The organism is Blastococcus sp. SYSU D00868, from assembly GCF_054050575.1.
Genome location: NZ_JBJGZO010000011.1, coordinates 46,924 through 63,323, shown reverse-complemented (window position 1 = coordinate 63,323; position 16,400 = coordinate 46,924). Strand labels below are relative to the sequence as shown.

12 protein-coding genes are annotated in these 16,400 nt (G+C 74.6%); 6 read left to right on the top strand and 6 right to left on the bottom strand.

What is annotated here, in order from left to right; genetic code table 11:
• Positions 1-119: 119 nt before the first annotated feature.
• Positions 120-1,019 (top strand): ABC transporter substrate-binding protein, encoded by a 900-nt coding sequence (locus tag ACI79F_RS11880; protein WP_456544691.1) that lies wholly within the window; start codon positions 120-122, stop codon positions 1,017-1,019.
• A gap of 1 nt (position 1,020) precedes the next feature.
• Here ACI79F_RS11880 and ACI79F_RS11875 read toward each other — a convergent pair whose 3' ends face one another.
• Positions 1,021-2,199 carry an acyl-CoA dehydrogenase family protein gene (locus tag ACI79F_RS11875; RefSeq protein WP_456544692.1) on the bottom strand — a complete coding sequence of 393 codons (1,179 nt, stop codon included), beginning with the start codon at positions 2,197-2,199 and terminating at the stop codon, positions 1,021-1,023.
• Positions 2,200-2,348: 149 nt separating this feature from the next.
• Between ACI79F_RS11875 and ACI79F_RS11870 the strand changes: the two genes are divergently transcribed.
• Positions 2,349-3,056 (top strand): hemerythrin domain-containing protein, encoded by a 708-nt coding sequence (locus ACI79F_RS11870; protein ID WP_456544693.1) that lies wholly within the window; start codon positions 2,349-2,351, stop codon positions 3,054-3,056.
• Positions 3,057-3,153: 97 nt separating this feature from the next.
• Here the strand turns inward: ACI79F_RS11870 and ACI79F_RS11865 are convergent, their stop codons facing one another.
• Positions 3,154-4,197: a YihY/virulence factor BrkB family protein gene (locus ACI79F_RS11865; RefSeq protein WP_456544694.1), complete on the bottom strand. Its 1,044-nt coding sequence runs from the start codon at positions 4,195-4,197 to the stop codon at positions 3,154-3,156.
• A 97-nt stretch (positions 4,198-4,294) separates the two neighbouring features.
• Positions 4,295-5,740: an MFS transporter gene (locus tag ACI79F_RS11860; RefSeq protein ID WP_456544695.1), complete on the bottom strand. Its 1,446-nt coding sequence runs from the start codon at positions 5,738-5,740 to the stop codon at positions 4,295-4,297.
• A gap of 263 nt (positions 5,741-6,003) precedes the next feature.
• Here ACI79F_RS11860 and ACI79F_RS11855 point away from each other — a divergent pair, with 263 nt between their 5' ends.
• The gene (locus ACI79F_RS11855; RefSeq protein ID WP_456544696.1) at positions 6,004-6,180 is read left to right on the top strand and encodes a hypothetical protein; all 177 of its coding nucleotides are present in this window, start codon (positions 6,004-6,006) and stop codon (positions 6,178-6,180) included.
• Between the two features lie 84 nt (positions 6,181-6,264).
• On the opposite strand, the gene ACI79F_RS11850 is transcribed toward ACI79F_RS11855, so the two are convergent.
• A complete protein-coding gene (locus ACI79F_RS11850; protein WP_456544697.1) occupies positions 6,265-8,061 on the bottom strand; it encodes an acyl-CoA dehydrogenase in 1,797 nt (598 codons plus the stop codon).
• A gap of 109 nt (positions 8,062-8,170) precedes the next feature.
• Between ACI79F_RS11850 and ACI79F_RS11845 the strand changes: the two genes are divergently transcribed.
• Positions 8,171-8,629 (top strand): hypothetical protein, encoded by a 459-nt coding sequence (locus ACI79F_RS11845; protein ID WP_456544698.1) that lies wholly within the window; start codon positions 8,171-8,173, stop codon positions 8,627-8,629.
• Positions 8,626-9,795, top strand: a complete 1,170-nt coding sequence (locus ACI79F_RS11840) for a zinc-dependent alcohol dehydrogenase (protein WP_456544699.1) — start codon at positions 8,626-8,628, stop codon at positions 9,793-9,795. Before ACI79F_RS11845 ends, ACI79F_RS11840 begins: the two co-directional genes overlap by 4 nt.
• Positions 9,796-9,859: 64 nt before the next feature.
• On the opposite strand, the gene ACI79F_RS11835 is transcribed toward ACI79F_RS11840, so the two are convergent.
• Both ACI79F_RS11835 and ACI79F_RS11830 read right to left on the bottom strand, forming a co-directional pair.
• Positions 9,860-11,626, bottom strand: coding sequence for an MDR family MFS transporter (locus tag ACI79F_RS11835; RefSeq protein ID WP_456544700.1), 1,767 nt, complete (start codon positions 11,624-11,626; stop codon positions 9,860-9,862).
• Positions 11,623-12,132, bottom strand: coding sequence for a MarR family winged helix-turn-helix transcriptional regulator (locus ACI79F_RS11830; RefSeq protein WP_456544701.1), 510 nt, complete (start codon positions 12,130-12,132; stop codon positions 11,623-11,625). The genes ACI79F_RS11835 and ACI79F_RS11830 overlap by 4 nt, the downstream gene beginning before the upstream one ends.
• Positions 12,133-12,363: 231 nt before the next feature.
• Between ACI79F_RS11830 and hrpA the strand changes: the two genes are divergently transcribed.
• Positions 12,364-16,362, top strand: a complete 3,999-nt coding sequence (gene hrpA / locus ACI79F_RS11825) for an ATP-dependent RNA helicase HrpA (RefSeq protein WP_456544702.1) — start codon at positions 12,364-12,366, stop codon at positions 16,360-16,362.
• Positions 16,363-16,400: the final 38 nt, after the last annotated feature.

The window sequence follows — 16,400 nt, the reverse complement described above, 5'->3', positions numbered from 1 at the left end:
TGGTCCCTCGACCACGTCCCTTCGTCCCGGGACCCCGGACGTTCCCCGGGCTAGCGTGGCCGGTGCCCGGGGCGGACCCGAGGAGCGCCGCGGGCACCGGCTCCCGGGAGGGGTCCCCGATGCGCCACCGGGTCGTCGCCGCGGTCCTGCTGCTGGTGCTGGCGCTGGGCGCCTGCGGCGGGTCCACCGAGGACGGCGACCCGGCGCCGGCCGGCGCGATCCGAGTCGCCTCCTACGACTTCGCCGAGAACCAGATCCTCGCGGAGCTCTACGCGGAGGGGATCCGCCGGGCGGGGCTGCCGGTGACGGTCCAGCACGGGGTCGGCACCCGGGAGGTGCTCCTCCCGGCCCTGGAGCAGGGCGTGGTCGACCTCGTCGTCGACTACCTCGGCACCGCCGCGCAGTTCCTCCGCCCCACCGCGGGCGCCGCCCAGCGCGACCCGGTGCGGGTGCACGCCTTCCTCACGCGCACCCTCGAGCCGCGGGGGCTCACCGTCCTCGCCGCCTCCCCGGCCGAGGACCAGAACGGCTTCGTGATCCTGGCCTCGACGGCCGCCGAGCGCGGGCTCAGCCGGCTGTCCGACCTCACCTCGCTGGCGCCGCGGCTGACCTTCGGCGGCCCGCCCGAGTGCCCGGTGCGGGCCTTCTGCCTGGTGGGGCTGCGGGAGGTCTACGGGCTGGAGTTCGGCTCGGTCCTCAGCATGCCGTCGCGGGCCGCGACCGTGGAGTCGCTGCTCGCCGGGGAGATCGACGTGGGCCTGCTGGAGACGACGGACCCGCACCTGACCGACTCCGCGCTGCTGCTGCTCGAGGACGACCGGGGCCTGCAGCCGCACGAGAACGTGACGCCGATCGTGCGCTCCGACGTCCTCGCCGACGCCGGCGACCCCCTCCGGACGGCGGTCGACGAGGTCAGCGCCGCCCTGACCACCGCCGACCTGATCGAGCTCAACCGGGCGGTCGCCCTCGACGGGGGGACCCCGGCCGAGGCCGCGGCCCGCTGGTGGGACGAGCGCTGAGTCAGACGATGGCGCTCTCGCCGGTGACGGCGCGGCCGACGATCAGGCTGTTCACCTCGCGGGTGCCCTCGTAGGAGTAGATGGCCTCCGCGTCGGCGACGTACCGGCCGACGTGGTTCTCCAGCAGGATGCCGTTGCCGCCCATGAGCTCGCGGGCCCAGCCGACGGTCTCGCGCATCCGCATCGTGCTGTACGCCTTGGCCATCGAGGCGTGCTCGTCGCGGAGCATGCCGCAGTCCTGCAGCTGGGAGGCCCGGGCGCACAGGGTGGCCGAGGCGGTGATGTTGCCGAGCATGCGGAACAGCAGGTCCTGCACCAGCTGGAAGCCGGTGATCGGCTTGCCGAACTGCTCGCGGCCCTCGGCGTAGCGCAGCGCGTGCTCGTAGGCCCCGCGGGAGCACCCGACGGCCGACCAGGCGACGCTCACCCGGGTCGCCCGCAGCACGTGCGCGGTGTCGCGGAAGGAGTTGGCCTCCTGCAGCCGGTTGGCCTCGGGCACGCGGACGCCGTCCAGGGTGATGTGCGCGTTCTGCACCGCCCGCAGCGCGATCTTGTCCTTGAGGTCGACGGCGGTGAAGCCCGGCGTCCCCTTCTCGACGACGAAGCCGAGCACCCGGTCGGTCTCCTCGTCGCGGGCCCAGATGACCACGAGGTCGGCGAAGCTGCCGTTGCCGATCCACTTCTTCTGGCCGTCCAGCACCCACGTGTCGCCGTCGCGGCGGGCCGTCGTCTGCAGGCCGCGGGCGACGTCGGAGCCGTGGTCGGGCTCGGTGAGGCCGAACGCGCCGATGAGCTCCATGCGCGCCATCGCCGGCAGCCAGCGCTCCTTCTGCTCCGCGGAGGCGCACAGGTGCATCGTCCCCATGGCCAGGCCGCCGTGGACGCCCATGAACGTCGCGATCGACGGGTCGCCGCGGGAGAACTCCATGGCGACCATGCCGTCGAACAGCGCCGACCGGCCGGGAGAGCCGTAGCCGGAGTACTGGGCGCCGGCGACGCCCAGCGCGGCGAGGCCGGGGACGAGCTGGTGCGGGAACTCCCCCCGCGTCCAGAAGTCGTTGATCACCGGCTCGACGTGGGTGTCCATGAAGTCGCGGACCCGGTGCAGCGACTCGCGGTCCTCGTCGTCGAGCAGCGCCTCGAGCTCGTAGAAGTCCGACGTCACGGGCGGCGGGGTCATGGTGCCTCCTCGGGCCGCGGACGCCGTCGTCCGCGGGGGAGGCCTACCCCCGCGGCCGTGCCGCGCAACCGGGACGCGCCGGGAGCATGCGGCACGTCGCCGCGGGGAACTGGGGACGGATCCGTCCCGCACCGAGAGGTCGTCCCGTCGTGACCCGTTCCATCGCCGACCAGTCCGAGTCCGACCTCGGCGGCCCCGGCAGCGTCCTGACCCGGCAGCGCCGGGACCACGTCCGCCTGGACGAGCTGCTGCACGAGCTCGACGGCACCACCGGCCGCGAGCAGGAGGAGGTGCTGCAGCGCATCGACCGGCTGGTGTTCGCGCACGCCTTCGCCGAGGAGGCGGTGCTGTGGCCGGCCGTCCGCCGGGCGCTGCCCGACGGGGAGGAGCTGACCCTGCGGATCGAGCAGGAGCACCAGGAGGTCAACGAGCTGGTCGCGGCCCTGGAGGAGGGCGGCCTGGACGACCCGCAGCGGCCGGCCCGGCTGGCCCGGCTGGTGGAGGTGCTGCGCGAGGACGTCCGCGACGAGGAGGACCTCCTGCTGCCCCGGCTGCAGGAGCGGCTCGACCCGCACGAGCTGCGCCGGCTCGGCCGGCAGTGGGAGCTCGTGCGGCGGGTCTCGCCGACCCGCCCGCACCCCACCGTCGCGCGGCGTCCGCCGGGCAACGCGCTGTCGGCGCTGCCGCTGTCGGTGCTCGACCGCACGCGCGACCTGGTCGACGCCGGCGTCCGCCGGGGTCCGGCGCGGCTGGCGCCGGTCGGCGAGGCCGTGAGCCGCGGGCTGGCCGGGGTGGCCGCCCTCGTGGAGCGCACCCCGCCGGCCCGGCACGGCGACCGCCCCCCGACGTCCCGCTGAGCGGAGTCGCTGGGTGACGGGAACCGTTCCCCGGCGACTCCGCACACGAGGAAGGCCCGGCCCCCGAGGGGAGCCGGGCCTCTCTCGTGCCCTGCGGCTAGTTCGTCTGGCGCGGCTTGGGCTCGGCCCGGGCGTCCAGCTGGATCTCCTTGTGGGCCTCCGGCACGCCCTCCTTGAGCTCCTTGGTCCGCTCGATCTCGGCGTCGAGCTCGATGCCGAACAGCAGCGACAGGTTGATCAGCCAGAACCAGATCAGGAAGACCACGACGCCGGCCAGCGCGCCGTAGGTCTTGTTGTAGCTGCCGAAGTTGCTCACGTAGAACGCGAACGCGGCCGAGGCGACGACGGCGACGAGGATGGCGACGCCGGCGCCGGGGCTGACCCACTTGAAGCCGCGCAGCTTCGCGTTGGGCGTCGCGTAGTACAGGATCGCGATCATCAGCGCGAGGACGACGACCATCGCCGGCCACTTGACGACGTTCCACACCGTCAGCGCGGTGTCGCCGAGCCCGATCGCGCTGCCCACGGCCTCGACGACCGGCCCGCTGAGCACCAGCATCGCCACGATCAGGGCGGCGAACAGGACGCCGACGAGCGTGATGAGCAGCTGCAGCGGCTTGAGCTTCCAGATCTTGCGGCCCTCGGGGGTCTCGTAGACCACGTTGGCGGCGCGGGTGAACGCGCCGACGTAGCCCGAGGCCGACCAGATGGCGACCGCGAGACCGATGACCAGACCGAGGCCGGCGGTGCTGGTGTTCCCGGCGATCTGCTCGATGACCGGGTTGAGCGTGTCGGCGGCGTCGGCCGGGACGACGGTGGTCAGCGCGTCGGACAGCTGACGGGGGTCGGTCAGCAGGCCGATGATCGACAGCAGCGCGATCAGCGCCGGGAACAGCGCGAGGACGCCGTAGTACGTCAGCGACGCGGCCCGGTCGGTGAGCTGGTCCTCGTTGAACTCCTTGACCGTCCGCTTGATCGTGCCCATCGTCGTGGGCGCCGGGTCGGCACCCCGTGGGGCGTTGTCGAACCGCGTCGAGTTGACCTTGTCGTCCTGGGGGGCGGGGTCGCCGGCGACGTTGCCGGAGAAGCGCGTCTCCTTCGCAGCGGTGTCCGTGCTGCGCGAGCCGGTGGAACGGGCCATCGGGGTCCTCCGGGGGGCTGTTTACAGCGTCAGCCCCGACGGTGCCCCGGACGCGGCCGATCCATTCGCCGCGCCGCGTGTCGCCACCCGTCCGGGATCAGCGCACCCCGCTCACCGGCGACCACTCGCCGGAGCCCGCGGTCGCCCGCTCGACGTCCGCGAGCTCGTCCGGTCCGCCGTCCGGCCGGCCCCTCCCGCGGAGCACCCCCGCGAGGCTGACCAGCGCCACGACCAGCGCGGCGGCGACCCCGATGAGGCAGACGAGCGTGAACGCCGACGCCCGCGGCAGGCCCGTGGCCGGGTCGGTGCCGGCCGCCAGCAGCGCCACCGTCAGCGCGCTCCCGGCGGCCTGGCCCACCGACCGGGTGATGGAGTTGACGGCGTTGGCGACCCCGGTCTCCGCGGGCCGCACGGCCTGGACGACCAGCGTCGGCAGCGCGGCGTAGGCGACGGTCACCCACACCTGGGCCAGCAGGCCGCCGACGACCACCCAGGCCGGGGTGCCGCGCAGCAGCGCCAGGAGCGCGAAGCCCGCCAGCCCGGCGACGCCCCCGGCCAGCAGGGTGGGCAGGGCGCCGACCCGGGCGACGACCCGGCCGGCCAGCGGCGCGAGCACGATGCCCGCGACGCCGCCGGGCAGGAGGTACACGACCGCGGCCTCCAGCACCGAGGCCCCGAACCCGTAGCCGGCGACCTCCGGCGGGGTCTGCACGTACTGCATGACGGCGATGAAGGAGACGAACAGGCCCAGCCCGGTCATCAGGCCCGCGACGTTGGGCGCGAGCGTCCGCGGGTCGGCCAGCATCGCCGGGCGGACCAGGGGCTCGCGCAGCCGCCGCTGCAGCCCCACCCAGCCCGCGAGGACGACGACGGCGGCCGCCGCGCACGCCACCGTCGCGGGCGCCGTCCACCCCCAGGCGTTGCCCTGGGAGACCGGCAGCAGGAGCAGCACCAGGCCGGCGCCCAGCGTGGCCGCGCCCCACCAGTCCACCGAGCCGGTGGCGGTCGGCGGCCGGCGGGGCAGCACCACCGCGGCGAGCACCAGGGTGACCACCGCGACGGCCAGCCCGATCCAGAACGCGTCCCGGTAGCTGCCCGACCCGCGGGAGAGCAGCCCGGTCGCCACCAGCCCGACCACGCCGCCCACCGCGAGCGTGCTGCTCACGACCGACATCGCGACCGTGAGCCGCCGCGCCGGCAGCTCGCGCCGCAGCACGCTGATGGCCAGCGGGAACAGACCGTAGGAGGTCCCCTGCAGCACCCGGCCGGCCAGCAGCAGCGGCAGGGACGTCGCGACGAGGGTGAGCACCGTGCCGACGGCCACCACGGCGAGGATGCCGAGGAAGACCGGCCGCTCCCCGCGGGTGTCGCCGAGCCGGCCGAGCACCGGGGTCGACACGGCGGCGGCCAGCAGGTTCGCGGTCAGCACCCAGCCCGCGGCGGCGGGGGAGACCCGGAGCTCGGCGGAGATCGTCCCGAGCAGCGGCACGACGAGGCTCTGCAGCAGCGACAGCGTGGTGACCGCCAGTGCCAGCGTGAGCACGAGAGGGCCGTGGCGCGCCGGGCGGCCGGGACCCGCCGGCGCGGCGTCGGGGACCGCTCGCCGCCTCGCCACGCCAGGATCAGAACACGCGCACCCGGCGGGCCGCCGTGCCGGGGCCGGGCCTGTGAAACGCGTCACCACCAGTCAGGTGGCGATCACAGATCGACGATTGAGAGGGAGATCGACGGGGGACACAGTTCCCGACGACATGCCGCCCGCGCACCTGGCGGGCCGGCGGAGAGTACGACAGGGGGAAGTCCTCGATGATGTTCTGGCCGGCCGTGACCCTCCTCGGGTTCCTGGTCCTGACCGGACTGGTGATCGTGATGGGGTCCTCCAGCACCGCCCGCTACGAGCGCGAGCAGCGCGCCGCGCAGACCGTCCGGTCCGCCGCGCCGACCGCTCCCGAGCCGGTGCCGGCGACCGCCGTCAGCGCCTGACCCGGGCCGGCCCGCCGCCGGCCCCCACCCACCGCGCCCCGCCGCTGCTCGCCAGCCGCGGGGCGCGGGTCCGTCCGGGGCCGGCTACAGCCAGGCCTCGTCGGTGTCCAGCACCGTCCGGTCCAGGGACTCCAGCAGGTCCAGCTGGGTGTGCACCTTCGGCAGCTCGTAGCGGTGGAAGTAGCGGGCCGCGGCCCGCTTGCCCTCGTGGAAGTCGCTGGTCTCCTCGCGGGTGGCCAGCGCCTGCTCCAGCCACAGCCAGGCGACGACGACGTGGCCGGCCGCCTCCAGGTAGGCGGTGGCGTTGGCCAGCGTCACGGCCGGGTCGCCGGCGCCCCACAGCGTGCCGGTGACCGCACCCAGCCGGGCCACCGCGGCGTCCAGGTCGGCGGCGAAGCCGGCCCAGGCGGTGCCGGCGGCGCGGGCGGTCGTGGCGGTGATCGTCTCGCCGAGCAGCCGCAGCCCGGCGCCACCCTGCATCAGCACCTTGCGGCCGAGCAGGTCCAGCCCCTGGATGCCGTTGGTGCCCTCGTGGATCGGGTTGAGCCGGTTGTCCCGGTAGAACTGCTCGACCGGGTAGTCGCGGGTGTAGCCGTAGCCGCCGTGCACCTGGATGGCCAGGTCGTCGGCGACCGGGCCCCACTGCGAGGGCCAGGCCTTGGCGACCGGGGTGAGCATCTCCAGCAGCAGGTGCGCCCGGGCGCGGTCCGCCTCGGTCGCGGCGGTCTGCTCCTCGTCGACCAGCCGGGCGCAGTACAGCCCGAGCGCCAGGCCGCCCTCGGCGTAGGACTTGGCCGCCAGCAGCATCCGGCGGACGTCGGTGTGCTCGACGATCCGCACCGGCGGGGAGCTCGGGTCCTTGGCAGTCGGCGGGCGGCCCTGGGTGCGGGTGCGCGCGTACTCCAGCGCGTGCAGGTAGCCGGTGTAGCCGAGCACGGTCGCGCCCATCCCGACGCCGATCCGGGCCTCGTTCATCATGTGGAACATGTAGGAGAGGCCGCGGTGCTCCTCGCCGACCAGGTAGCCCACCGCGCCGGCCCGACCGCCCGGGGTGTGCACCCCCTCGCCGAAGTTGAGCAGCGTGTTCGTCGTCCCCCGGTAGCCCATCTTGTGGTTGAGCCCGGCGAGGACGACGTCGTTGCGCTCGCCCAGGGCGCCGTCGCCGCCCACCAGGTACTTCGGGACGACGAACAGCGAGATGCCCTTCACGCCGGGCGGGCCGCCGGGGACCTTGGCCAGCACCAGGTGGACGATGTTCTCGGTCAGCTCGTGGTCGCCGCCGGAGATCCACATCTTGTTGCCGGTCAGCCGGTAGGTGCCGTCGTCCTGGCGCTCGGCGCGGGTGGTGATGTCGGACAGCGACGACCCGGCCTGCGGCTCCGAGAGCGCCATCGTGCCGAACCAGCGGCCCTCGACCATCGGCCGCACGTAGGTGTCGATCTGCTGCTCGCTGCCGTGCGCGATCAGCAGGCGCGCGTTGGCCATGGTGAGGAACGGGTAGGCCGAGGTGCCGACGTTGGCCGCCTTGAACCAGGCGAACACCGCCTGCCCGACGGTGTGCGGCAGCTGCATGCCGCCGAACCGCTCGTCGAACTCGCCGGCCATGAGCCCGGCCTCGGCGAAGACCTCCAGGGCCCGGGCCACCTCGGGGATCATCTCCACCCTGCCGTCGACGAACCGCGGCTCGTTCTCGTCGGCCTTGCGGTTGTGCGGCGCGAAGTGCTCGGTGGCGATCTGCTCGGCGAGCTCGAGGACGGCGTCGAACGTCTCCCGGGAGTGCTCGGCGTACCGCTCCCGCTTCACCAGGCTCTCCACGTCGAGCCACTCGTGCAACAGGAACTGCAGGTCCCGGCGGTTGAGGATCAGCGAGGACGCGGGCACGGGGGGCCTCCTGGGGCGCACGGCGACGGGCGGTACGCCTCACCGTAGGCCGGTTGCCCCGGCCGGTCTCGCGGGTAGGTGGGCACGACTCGTCCGCCAAGGGGGATCCATGCCCAACCCGCTCCTCGACCGCGCCGCCGACGTGGGCGGCGCCCTGCTCGGCCGGCTGCAGAACCTGAAGCTGCCCGGCGTCGGGACCGCCTCGGTCTCCGACGACCCCGGGCGCGCCGCCCGCCGCTGGCGCGCCGTGACGGTGCTGTGCTCGCCGTCCGACGTCGACCCGGCCGCCCTGCCCGCCCCGCTGGCCGCGCTCGGCACGCTCGTCGAGGTGCGGGTCACCCCCGCGCCCGGCGACAAGGGCACCGAGCTGGCCGCCCGCTACCGCGGGGAGGCCTCGGAGGAGGAGATCGGCCGGCTCCGGGCCGCCCTGCGCGCCTCGAAGCAGCTGCTCGAGACCGGCGAGGTGTTGCGGATGGACCCGCGCCCGCACGGCCACCGGGCGCCGACGCCGACCGGGCGGCTGCTCGACGGCGCCGTGGCGCGGGCCAAGAAGGAGGGCGTGCTGTGAGGGCGGTGACCTGGACCGGGGTCAACCAGCTGTCGGTGGAGGACGTGCCGGAGCCGCAGCTGCTCAACGACCACGACGTCATCCTGAAGGTGCGGCGGACGACGACCTGCGGATCGGACCTGCACCTGCTGTCGGGCTACATCCCCTTCATGCGGGCCGGCGACGTGATCGGCCACGAGTTCATGGGCGAGGTCGTCGAGGTCGGCAAGGGCGTGCGCGACCGCAAGGTGGGCGACCGGGTGGTCGTCGCCTCGTTCGTCTCCTGCGGCTCCTGCTGGTACTGCCGGCACGAGATGTACTCGCTGTGCGACAACAGCAACCCCAACCCCGGGATCACCGAGGGGTTGTGGGGCCAGAGCATCGGCGGCTGCATCGGCTACTCGCACGCCGTCGGCGGCTACGCCGGCAGCCACGCGGAGTACGTGCGGGTGCCCTACGCCGACGTCGGCAGCTTCGTCGTCCCCGATGGCGTCTCCGACGACCGGGCGCTGTTCGCCTCCGACGCCGCGTCCACCGCCTTCACCGGCGTCGACCTCGGCGGCGTGCAGCCCGGCGACACCGTCGCCGTGTGGGGCGCCGGCGGGGTGGGCCAGATGGCGGCCCGGATCGCGGCGCTGGTCGGCGCCGCCCGCGTGTTCATGATCGACCGGTTCCCGGAGCGGCTGGAGCAGGCGCGCACGTACGCGGGCGCCGAGCCGATCGACTACACGACCACCGACGTCGCCGCCGAGCTGCGGGAGCGCACCGGCGGCCGCGGGCCGGACGTGTGCATCGAGGCCGTCGGCATGGAGGCGCACGCCCCCGGCGCGCACGGCGTCTACGACCAGGTGAAGCAGCAGCTGCGGCTGCAGACCGACCGGCCGACCGCCGTGCGCGAGGCGATCCTGGCCTGCCGCAAGGGCGGCAGCGTCTTCACCCTCGGCGTCTTCGCCTCGATGGTGGACAAGTTCCCGCTCGGCGCGGTGATGAACAAGGGGCTCACCCTGCGCGGCGCCCAGGTGCACGGCCCGCGCTACATCCCGCGGCTGCTGGAGTGGATGGAGAGCGGCGAGCTGGTCACCGAGCACCTGGCCACGCACGTGATGCCGCTGGAGGAGGCCCCGCGCGGCTACGAGCTGTTCAAGGAGAAGGCCGACGGCTGCGTCCGCGCCGTCTTCACACCTTGACCCCGCGAGATCTGCACAGTCGTCGCCATCGGCCGCTGACGGCGACGACTGTGCAGATCTCGTCCTACAACTGGTGGCGGGGGCCGCGGTCGGCCACGCCGTCGCCCTGCGTGCCGTCGCCGGCCGCCGGGCCCTGCGCCGGGCTGACCGAGGTCGGCGCGGCGGCACCGGCGGCGCGGACGGCGTTGTCGGCCTGCGTGGGGCTGCCCGTCGCGGTGCCCCCGTCGGCGGCCTGCCGGGCCTGGATGCCGGACTGGTTCGACAGCGCGAGCTGCGGCAGGAACAGCATCACGAAGAAGCCGGCGGCGACCACGAGCGCGGCGATGAGGAAGACCAGGTCCATGGCGTGGGAGAAGCCGTCCCCGAAGGCGTGCACCACCGGCGCCGGCAGGCCGGCCACCTGCGAGGTGTCGCTGAGGGCCGACTCCAGGTCCACCCCGCCGCCGGCCACGTCGACGCCGGCCGAGCGGAAGGACTCGCCGATCTCCACCGGCAGCCTGGTGAACAGGACCGAGAGGAACACCGCCGTCCCGATCGTGCCGCCCATCTGCCGGAAGAACGTCACCGACGAGGTGGCCACGCCCATCTCCCGCGGGGAGACGGCGTTCTGCACCGCGATGATCACCGGCTGGAAGTTGAAGCCCAGCCCCAGGCCGAGCAGGACCATCAGCGGCACGAGCGCCCAGACCGAGGTGTCCACGCCCACGACGAACGACATCCCGAGCAGGGCCGCGGTCATGAACACGATGCCGACCAGCGGGAAGACCTTGTAGCGGCCGGTCCGGCTGATCGCGATGCCGGAGCTCATCGCGCCGGTCATGATCCCGACGACCAGCGGGATCATCTGCAGGCCCGCCTCGGTGGCGCTGGAGCCCTTCACGATCTGCAGGTACTGGGGGAGCAGCAGCAGGCCGCCGAACATGCCGGCGCCCACGAGGATGCTGCCGACGCCGGCCACGCTGAAGCTGCGGTTGCGGAACAGCCGCAGCGGCAGCAGCGCGTCGTCGCCGTAGCGGCGCTCGGCCAGGACGAACAGCACGAACCCGATCGCGCCGACGACGTAGCAGGTGAGCGACTTCGGGTCGCCCCACGTCCAGATGCGGCCCTGCTCGGCGACGATGAGCAGCGGCACCAGGAACGTGACCAGCGCCAGCGCGCCCGGCCAGTCGATCCGGTGCTCGCGGCGCTCGTGCGGCAGGTGCAGCACGCGCATGACGACGGCGAACGCGAGGATGCCCAGCGGCACGTTGATCCAGAAGATCCACCGCCAGCCGGCCAGGCCGGCCAGCGACTCCTGCCCGGCGAGGAACCCGCCGACGACCGGGCCGAGGACGCTCGAGCTGCCGAAGACCGCCATGAAGTAGCCCTGGTACCGGGAGCGCTCCCGCGGCGGCACGATGTCGCCGATGATCGCCAGGGCCAGCGACATCAGGCCGCCGGCGCCGATGCCCTGCACCGCCCGCCACACGGCGAGCTCGTACATCGACGTCGAGATCCCGCACAGGGCCGAGCCGAGGACGAAGACGGCGATGGCGAACAGGTAGAACGGCCGCCGGCCGTAGATGTCGGAGAGCTTGCCGTAGAGCGGCGTGGAGATCGTCGACGTGATGAGGAACGCCGTCGTCGCCCAGGCCTGCAGGTCGAAGCCGTCGAGGTCGTCGGCGATCGTGCGGATCGCGGTGGCGACGACGGTCTGGTCCAGGGCCGCCAGGAACATGGCGACCATCAGCCCGACGATGATCGTGACGATCTGCCGGTGGGTGAAGCTGCCGTCGGCACCCACCGTGGCGGCGCCTCGGGCGGGGGCCGCGGCCCGGGTGGTCTGGGTCATCGGGTCTCTCTCGGGGTGGGGAGGGCGTCGGGCTCGGTGGGCAGGACGGCGGCCAGGCCGTCCAGGAGGCGCCCGAACAGGTCGGTGAGGTCGGCGAGGTCGGCGTCGTCCCAGTCGGCGGTGACCCGGGCGAGGACCGCCTCGCGCTCGGCCCGCAGCGCGGCGAGCGCGGCGTGGCCGGCGTCGGTGACGACCAGCCGGCTCGCGCGGCCGTCGGTCTCGTCGGCGACCCGGCGGACCAGCCCGCCCTCGACCAGCGCGGCGACGTGCCGGCTGACCGTGGACGGGTCGGCGTGCACCAGCTCGGCCAGGGCGCCCTGGCGCAGCGGCCCCAGCCGGACGAGCGGGAACAGCAGCACGAACGCCGCCCGCTCGCGGCCGTCGCCGGTGGCGGCGGCGCTCGCCTTGAGCGCGTGGATCAGCCGCATCATGCGCGGCAGCTGCTCCCCGAGGGTGTGCAGCTGCGCCCGGCGATCGGCACGGGTCGGCGAGGCGGACGGGGTCATCGGGGCTCCGGGACGGACGCGGAGGAGGTGCGGCGGTGGCCGCGGAACGGATGCACCATACAACCGGTTGCTTCTTGCACGCACCGAGTTGCAGGGCGCACGGATGGTGATCCGCAGCACGGGCGGAGCCGCGGCGAGCGGGGTGGGATCCTGGGGGATCGGTACCCCCGCGCCGGGCGGTCACGTCTGCCGGTGCCCACCCGCCCCCGCACGTCCGAGAGGAGCTGCCCCATGGCCGCCGACGCCCCGGCCGCGGACGCACCGGCCGCCGGTGACCTCCGGGCGCGGCTGGCCGCGCTGACCGTGGAGGACGAGCACCGGCTCGGCCGCCGCCTCGACGGCCTCCGGCGCACCCGCGACGCCGACGCGCGCGCCCGCCAGCGGGAGCGGGTGCTCACCGACGTCGCGGCCGCCGAGGCGCGGATCGCCCGCCGGCGCGCCGCCGTCCCGCCGGTGACCTACCCCGCCGAGCTGCCGGTCTCCGCCCGCCGCGAGGACATCGCCGCCGCGCTGCGCGAGCACCAGGTAGTCGTCGTCGCGGGCGAGACCGGGTCGGGCAAGACGACCCAGCTGCCCAAGATCGCCCTCGAGCTCGGCCGCGGCGTGCGCGGGCGGATCGGCCACACCCAGCCGCGCCGGATCGCCGCGCGCACGGTCGCCGAGCGCATCGCCGAGGAGCTGGACCGGCCGCTGGGCGACGTCGTCGGCTGGAAGGTCCGGTTCACCGACCAGGTGTCGGACGCGACGCTGGTCAAGGTCATGACCGACGGCGTGCTCCTCGCCGAGATCGCGCACGACCGGCTGCTGCGCCAGTACGACACGCTGATCATCGACGAGGCGCACGAGCGCAGCCTCAACATCGACTTCCTGCTCGGCTACCTGGCCCGGATCCTCCCCCGCCGTCCCGACCTCAAGATCGTCATCACCTCGGCGACCATCGACGTCGACCGGATCGCCGCGCACTTCTCCGGCCGGAACGGCCATTTCGGCGGGGAGGACGGCGCGGCGGACGTGCCGGTCGTCGAGGTCAGCGGCCGCACCTACCCGGTGGAGATCCGCTACCGGCCGGTCGTCGACCCCGACGACCCGGAGGCGGACCCCGACCGCGACCAGGTCACCGCGATCGGCGACGCCGTCGAGGAGCTGGTGCACGAGGGCCCGGGCGACGTCCTGGTGTTCCTGGCCGGCGAGCGGGAGATCCGCGACACCGCCGACGCCCTCACCGACCGCTTCCCCGGCGTCGAGGTGCTGCCGCTCTACTCGCGGCTGTCGGCCGCCGACCAGCACCGGGTGTTCCAGCCGCACACCGGCCGGCGGGTGGTCCTGGCCACCAACGTCGCCGAGACCTCGCTGACCGTGCCGGGCATCCGCTACGTCGTCGACCCCGGGACGGCGCGCATCTCCCGGTACAGCGCGCGCACCAAGGTGCAGCGGCTGCCGATCGAGCCGATCAGCCAGGCGTCGGCGCGGCAGCGGTCGGGTCGCTGCGGCCGCACCTCCGAGGGCATCGCGATCCGGCTGTACACCGAGGACGACTTCGACGCCCGGCCGGAGTACACCGACCCGGAGATCCTGCGCACCAGCCTGGCCGCGGTGCTGCTGCAGATGGCCGCGCTCGACCTCGGCGACGTCGCGGAGTTCCCGTTCATCGACCCGCCGGACCGCCGCGCGGTCGCCGACGGCCTCGCCCTGCTCGAGGAGCTCGGCGCGCTGGACGCCGACCGGGGGCTCACCCCGACCGGCCGCTCGCTGGCCGCCCTGCCGCTGGACCCGCGGCTGGCCCGCATGGTCGTCGAGGCCGACCGGCGCGGCGTGCTGGACGAGGTGCTGGTCATCGCCGCGGGCCTGACCATCCAGGACCCGCGGGAGCGGCCGGCCGAGCACCAGCAGGCCGCCGACCAGGCGCACGCCCGGTTCGCGGACGAGAACTCCGACTTCCTCGCGCTGCTCAACCTGTGGCGGTACCTGGAGGAGCGGCAGGACGCGCTGAGCGGCAACCAGTTCCGCCGCACCGTGAAGCGTGAGTTCCTGCACTACCTGCGCATTCGCGAGTGGCAGGACCTCTACGGCCAGCTGCGCAGCACCTGCCGCCGGCTCGGCATGACCCTGACCGAGCCGGCGACCGAGCCCGACGAGCGCTCCATCACGACCGCCCTGCTCGCCGGGCTGCTGTCCCAGATCGGCCTGCAGGTGGAGGACACCCGCAAGAAGGACGGCGACCGGCGCCGCGGCGGCCGCGAGTACCTGGGCGCCCGCAACGCCCGCTTCGTCATCGCCCCCGGCACCCCGCTGGCGCGGAAGCCGCCGCGCTGGGTCGTGGCCGCGGAGCTGGTGGAGACCAGCCGGCTGTTCGCCCGCACGGTGGCCCGCATCGACCCGGAGACGGTCGAGCGGCTCGCCGAGCACCTGGTGAAGCGCGAGTACTCCGAGCCCCGCTGGGACGCGAAGCGGGGCTCGGTCGTCGCCACCGAGCGGGTCACCCTCTACGGGCTGCCGCTCGTGGTCGGCCGCCGGGTGCAGTACGGCTCGATCGACCCGGTCGTCTCCCGCGAGCTGTTCATCCGGCACGCGCTGGTGCAGGGCGAGTGGACGACGCACCACCGCTTCTGGGCGGAGAACCAGCGCGCCCTGGAGCGGGTGGCCGAGCTGGAGGAGCGCGCCCGCCGCCGCGACATCCGGGTCGACGACGAGACGCTGTTCGAGCTCTACGACGCGCGCGTGCCCGCCGACGTCGTCTCCACCCGGCACTTCGACCGGTGGTGGAAGGAGGCCCGGCGGCGCACGCCGGACCTGATGACCCTCACCGTCGAGGATCTGACGGACGCCGCGGCCGCCGGGCAGGTCCGCGCGGAGGACTTCCCGGACGCCGTCCCGCTGAGCCAGGGGCTGACCCTGCCGCTGTCCTACGCCTTCGCGCCCGGGGCGCCGGAGGACGGCGTGACCGTCGACGTCCCGCTGGCCGTGCTCGACACGGTCGCCGAGCGGACGGCGGGCAGCTCGCTGGCCTTCACCGTGCCGGGGCTGCGCGAGGAGCTGGTGACCGCGCTGCTGCGCACGCTGCCCAAGCAGGTCCGCCGCGCGCTGGTGCCGATCCCCGACCGGGTCCGCGAGGTGCTGCCGCGGATCGAGCCGACGGAGCCGCTGCTGCCGGCGCTGGAGCGCGAGCTGCGCCGCGCCGCCGCCGTCGTCGTCCCGCCGGACGCCTGGGCGCCCGAGCAGGTGCCCGACCACCTGCGCGCCACCTTCCGGGTGGTCGACGACCGGCAGCGCACGCTGGCCCGCGGCAAGGACCTGTCCGCGCTGCGGGCGGAGGTGGCGCCGCAGGCCCGCGTCAGCCTGGCGCGGGCGGCGGCCGACCACGAGCGCACCGGCCTGACCGCCTGGACGATCGGCGACCTGCCGCGTGCCGTCGAGGTCCGCCGCGGCGGGCACGTGGTCACGGCCTTCCCCGCCGTCGTCGACGAGGGGGAGACCGCCGGCGTCCGGGTCGTGGCCACCGAGGCCGAGGCGGTCCGGCTGCACTGGCGCGGCGTCCGCCGGCTGCTCGTGCTGGCCGCCGGCTCGCCGGCCCGGCAGATCGCCAAGGGGCTCGGCCCGCGGTCCCGGCTGGCGCTGCAGTTCAACCCGGACGGCGAGATCCCCGACCTGGTCGCCGACTGCGTGGACGCCGCCGCCGACGAGCTCATCGCGGCGGCGGGCGGCCCGCCGCGGGAGGAGGCCGGCTTCGCCGCGCTGGTGGAGACCGCCCGCGCGCAGCTGCCCGCGCTGACGAAGGACACCGTGACCAGGGTCGAGGCGGTGCTCGGCCAGGCCCGCGAGGTCGCGGTGGCGATCGGCGCGGCACCCGGCCGGCGGGTGCCCGACGCCGCGGTCGCCGACCTGCGCCGGCAGATGGCCGGGCTGCTGCACAAGGGGTTCGTCGCCGCGATCGGCCGGCGCCGGCTGCCCGACGTCGTCCGCTACCTCCGGGGGATGGCGCACCGGCTGGAGAAGCTGCCCGCCAACGCCGCCCGCGACGCGCTGTGGACGCAGCAGGTGGAGGCGGTGACCGCCGAGTACGAGCAGCTGCGCCGGCAGGTGCCGCCCACCGGCGCGCCGGACGACCCGGTCACCGCGGTGCGCTGGATGGTCGAGGAGCTGCGGGTGGCGCTGTTCGCCCAGCAGCTGGGCACTCCGCGCGCGGTCTCCGAGCAGCGGATCTACAAGGCGATCGACCGCATCTCCGCCTGAGGCGGCGGAGGTCCCGGTGTGACCTCGGCCGATCTCCT

Excerpts from the sequence above, each read along its gene's own strand:
- ACI79F_RS11880 (WP_456544691.1), top strand. The coding sequence starts at position 120 with ATGCGCCACCGGGTCGTCGCCGCGGTCCTGCTGCTGGTGCTGGCGCTG.
- ACI79F_RS11875 (WP_456544692.1), bottom strand. The coding sequence starts at position 2,199 with ATGACCCCGCCGCCCGTGACGTCGGACTTCTACGAGCTCGAGGCGCTG.
- ACI79F_RS11865 (WP_456544694.1), bottom strand. The coding sequence starts at position 4,197 with ATGGCCCGTTCCACCGGCTCGCGCAGCACGGACACCGCTGCGAAGGAG.
- ACI79F_RS11855 (WP_456544696.1), top strand. The coding sequence starts at position 6,004 with ATGATGTTCTGGCCGGCCGTGACCCTCCTCGGGTTCCTGGTCCTGACC.
- ACI79F_RS11845 (WP_456544698.1), top strand. The coding sequence starts at position 8,171 with ATGCCCAACCCGCTCCTCGACCGCGCCGCCGACGTGGGCGGCGCCCTG.
- ACI79F_RS11835 (WP_456544700.1), bottom strand. The coding sequence starts at position 11,626 with ATGACCCAGACCACCCGGGCCGCGGCCCCCGCCCGAGGCGCCGCCACG.
- ACI79F_RS11830 (WP_456544701.1), bottom strand. The coding sequence starts at position 12,132 with ATGACCCCGTCCGCCTCGCCGACCCGTGCCGATCGCCGGGCGCAGCTG.
- hrpA (WP_456544702.1), top strand. The coding sequence starts at position 12,364 with ATGGCCGCCGACGCCCCGGCCGCGGACGCACCGGCCGCCGGTGACCTC.